Annotated in this window: 3 protein-coding genes and 2 pseudogenes; 3 read left to right on the top strand and 2 right to left on the bottom strand. The window is 59.6% G+C overall.

The annotated features are described in order from the left end of the window. Window positions 1-295: 295 nt before the first annotated feature. A complete protein-coding gene (locus WCA53_RS30740; protein ID WP_423920364.1) occupies window positions 296-1237 on the bottom strand; it encodes a LysR family transcriptional regulator in 942 nt (313 codons plus the stop codon). A 104-nt stretch (window positions 1238-1341) separates the two neighbouring features. On the opposite strand from WCA53_RS30740, the gene WCA53_RS30735 reads away from it, so the two are divergent. The 3 genes and pseudogenes from WCA53_RS30735 to WCA53_RS30725 all read left to right on the top strand — a co-directional run. Continuing rightward, window positions 1342-1833, top strand: coding sequence for a GNAT family N-acetyltransferase (locus WCA53_RS30735; RefSeq protein ID WP_074286246.1), 492 nt, complete (start codon window positions 1342-1344; stop codon window positions 1831-1833). Between the two features lie 232 nt (window positions 1834-2065). Next, window positions 2066-2476: pseudogene (locus WCA53_RS30730) on the top strand (tyrosine-type recombinase/integrase); the annotation flags it as partial. Further along, window positions 2467-3084: pseudogene (locus WCA53_RS30725) on the top strand (IS91 family transposase); the annotation flags it as partial. The pseudogenes WCA53_RS30730 and WCA53_RS30725, both read left to right, overlap by 10 nt. A 545-nt stretch (window positions 3085-3629) precedes the next feature. On the opposite strand, the gene WCA53_RS30720 reads toward WCA53_RS30725, so the two are convergent. Next, a partial coding sequence (locus WCA53_RS30720) for a class I SAM-dependent methyltransferase (protein ID WP_423920357.1) occupies window positions 3630-4079 on the bottom strand: 450 nt, incomplete at its 5' end.

The following is a 4079-nucleotide window of genomic DNA, read 5'->3' as shown; positions in this document are numbered from 1 at the left end:
GTGGCAAACCTGAACGGCTCTTCTTAGGAGAAAAGGACCCGTTTATGGTGCTACAAACAAAGCCCCGCGAATGTCGCCACTTGGACGAACCCGGTCCGACATTGAACTGGGGAGTGGGCCGCCATTGATCGGTCCGTGTCGGGCAGAAGTCGACCCTGTATAGCGGGCAGTCGAAATCGCCCGGTGTCACTCGCGGCTTTAGCGCTAGTTGCCGACATTGAACTACTGCTCGACGATTGTCTGCGGCCAAACCGTGCCGAGCGGCGACATTACGTTGGAGCTCTTTGCCTTTTGGTCAGCTTGTCCTTGCTGGATTCGGCAATGCGCTTAACGCAGAAACCATCTGTTCACGCATCCAATGGTGCGCTGGCGACCCGGAATGTCGCGTATGAAAGAACACGTTGAGGATGTAGCGAGGGATATCGAACGGCGCAGGGTAAATTGTTAGCGGGATCGCGTCCGCCAGTTGTAGCGCCACCCGTCGAGGTAACGTGATCAGGAGCTGAGAATTGGCAACGATGAACGGGGCGGCCATCACGCTCGGCAATTGCACGGCTACGTCGCGAACAAGCCCCGACTTTAGCAGCGTCCCGTCGACAACGCTGCCCTCTGCGTTCCATGGGGTGACAACGACGTGTCGCTCCGCGAGGTACTGAGCTAGCGACAGCTTTTTTTTGATTCGGGGGTGCCCCTTCCGGACCGCGACCACGTAATCGTCCGCAAGGCAATCGAGCGACTCGACTCCGGATTCCTGGTTGTCGTTTTCGTTTGAAAACCCTAGGGCAAACTGAACCCGCCCAGAGGCGAGGTCATCCAGCGACTCGCGATGGGTCGAATAAATCACGCGGACGCGGATATGTGGGGCGTCGCATTCCAGCGCTGCAACCAAGGGAGGTAATAGCGCGAACGCGGTAAAGTCAGTCGCGGCGAAGACAAAGGTCTGACTGCTCGCAGACGGAACGAACGGACCAAAATCCCCCAGGCTGCCCGTCAGGCTTTGCAATGCTTCGCTGACGCCCGATGCTATTTGTTCGGCTCTTGCGGTCGGCTGCATACCGTTCCCGAAGCGCACGAAAAGCTCGTCCCCCAATGCGCTACGTAGGCGCGAGAGCGCGTGACTGCACGCCGACGAGCTTAGGCAAAGCTCCTCGGCTGCCGAGACTACGCTTTGATGCCGGAATAGCGCGTCGAAGACCAACAACAGGTTCAGATCAATACGGCGAAGACTATCGTGCATGACGTGCAGTATCGGATGAAGAAAATGCAGCGCATGCTTTTTGGTTCCTTTTTATCATCTTGTCTTTTCCACCTCAATGGGCCGGTCCCGGTCGAATCTTGCAGATGACAACTCCGAGCTTCCGACAAGCGATTCCGTCAGATACTGACCGCTGCTTTGAAATCGAGACTTCGGCCTATGAGGGCGACGAAGCTGCCACGCGCAATAAGATTACCACTCGCATCTTCCAATACCCGCAAGGGTTCCTTGTGATGGAACTCCACGGGAAAGTGATCGGCTTTATCAACAGCGGGTGTGCGTTCGAAGTGGTCATGTCCGACGAAGCGTTTAAGGAACTTGTCGGGCACGACCCTGCCGCGCCGAACGTCGTAATCATGTCGGTGGTGATCGACCCGGCGCACCAGGGTAAAGGCTACTCGTCGTTGCTGATGCGGACCTTCGTCTCGCAGATGTCTGAGATGGGCAAGAAAACCATTCACCTCATGTGCAAGGAGCGTCACGTCGGGCTGTATGAACGCCTTGGCTATAGCTATCTCAAGCCGTCCAGTTCCGATCATGGCGGCATGTCATGGCATGAGATGGTAATGGCCATTTGAGATCGCGCATCGACTCACCGGAGGTTGGCGTGGATACGCCATAGCCCAGGATAACGCCACACCCCGCAGACGACCGCTTCCCGCCAGCTATCCGCCATTGGACGTACTGTATTGCCCACATGTCGAGTGTCCCTTCATGGCCGACTGCGCGCGTCCGCCCTGAATACTAGCGGAAAGCGGCCCTCCGCGATGGGCACAAAATCAGACTCCGATCAACCAATTGGAGTCTGACATGGAAACCAAGCAAACGCGGGACCCGTGGAACAGAGGCAAACTAATTGGGCAAAAGCCACCGCTGAAGCTGAAGGACATCTGGGCAATACGAATTTATCTCCAGAATGCGCACGCGGTTCGCGATCTTGCTTTATTCAATGTCGCAATCGATAGCAAACTTCGCGGTTGCGACTTGGTCAACCTTCGTGTCCGCGACGTGATGCACGGTGGTCAAGTGTTGCCCCGGGCGATGATTGTGCAACGTAAAACACAGCGTCCGGTGCAATTCGAGTTGACCGAACCCACGCGATCAGCGGTGATTGCCTGGGTTGAGAAGGCTCACTTGAAACCGGAAGGGTATCTTTTTCCTAGCCGCGTTCTCAACTCCCCTCATGTCTCTACGCGGCAATATCGCAGCCGTTGGTCTCACGCCTGTTCCGGCGCCGCTTCCTCGAGGCGCTTGCAGACGCACACCGACGCGGCCAGCTGCAGTTCTTCGGCGAGTATGTGGAGCTCGCGGATCCAGCCGCCTTTGCCCGGTGGCTGGATCCGCTGCGCACCTGCGAGTGGGTGGTCTACGCCAAGCGTCCCTTTGCCGGAGCGCAAGCGGTGCTCGCGTACCTCTCGCGCTATACGCACCGCGTGGCGATCTCCAACCAGCGCCTGGTCGCATTCGATGAGCGCGGCGTCACCTTCCGCTGGAAGGACTACCGGGCAAAGGGGCGCACCCGCTACAAGACCATGACGCTGGACGCCGGCGAGTTCATGCGCCGCTTCCTGCTCCATGTGCTGCCCGGCGGCTTCCATCGGATCCGTCACTACGGACTGTTGGCCAACCCGGTGCGCCGCGCCAATCTCGCCAAGGTGCGTGAACTGCTGAACGTCGTGCCCGAGTTCCACATACCGCCGAAAGACGCGATCGTCGAAGCCCGGCCCACCTTCGTCTGCCGGCACTGCGGTGCGCCGATGACCGTCATTGAGATTCTGGAACGCACTGCGCCCATTCGCGGACCACCCATGCGACGAGGTGAGACATGAGCGCAACGCTTCCTGCGCGTGTAACCCGACCGTCGGCTCTGCGGCAACGCGGCCCACGAGCGGACGTCTGCGCCTCTCGCTTCGCGCAGTCCCTCGCACGTCCGCTTCGCCATCACAATTGCGCCACTGCACCGCTTCATCACTGCATCAGCGCACATCCAGCATCCCGCCTGACTGCGCGTCCATCAACATTGCTGGGCATCCCGGCCTATCAATCGCCATAGTCTCCAGGACTCCGACTGCATCGGGGCACTCCGCGGTTTCCTCCATCGAGGCTCGTTCAACGCCTGCCAGCAACGCGCGGTGGTGCATTCACATTCCTGCGGACGTTGGCAGGCATCGAACAACCCTAAACGAACTCGGCCTGTCGCGACCGACGACAGGCGTCCCCGCTTCTGCCGATTGTGCGAGATCCACGGCTGGCCGTTTCTCTGCGCGATGGACACTGTTGCAAATCGGCTGCTTTGCGCTGGCATCAAAGCGGCTTGAACGCAAGCATCTGCCAAGCCCAACGCGGCCGTCCGGTGGAAAAACCCCCTGGTGTTTCAGGCAACCGGCTTGCGCCACACGCTGGCGAGCCACGGCTGCCGCTCACGCGGCAACCCGGCGGGCCGGTAATAGTGCTCGATTTCGACGAAGCGCGCGTCTGCCATATATCGGCGCCATGCTTCGAGATCATGGAAGACGCCGTAGCGGCCGTGACTCCAGCCTTCCTGATTCGTGCCGCGCGGGTTGGAGCTGAACAGCACGCCGCCGGGCTTCAATGTCGCGTGCAATTGCCGCAACACGCGCGGCAACGCCTGACTCGGCACATGGAACAGCGCTGCGTTGGCGAAAATGCCGTCAAACTGCGCGGCCGGCAAATCGAGATGCAGGAAATCCTGCTGCCAGACGTCGCAGCCAGTCGCGTCACGCGCCATTGCAACGAAGCGCTCGGCGCCATCGAGGCCGACCGCGCAATGGCCGAGTGTGGTGAAGGCCATGAGGTCTCGCCC

The sequence above is a fragment of the Caballeronia sp. genome, assembly GCF_049581465.1.
Lineage (GTDB): Bacteria > Pseudomonadota > Gammaproteobacteria > Burkholderiales > Burkholderiaceae > Caballeronia.
Note: the sequence above shows the minus strand (reverse complement) of the source record. Positions and strands in the feature narration are given on the sequence as shown.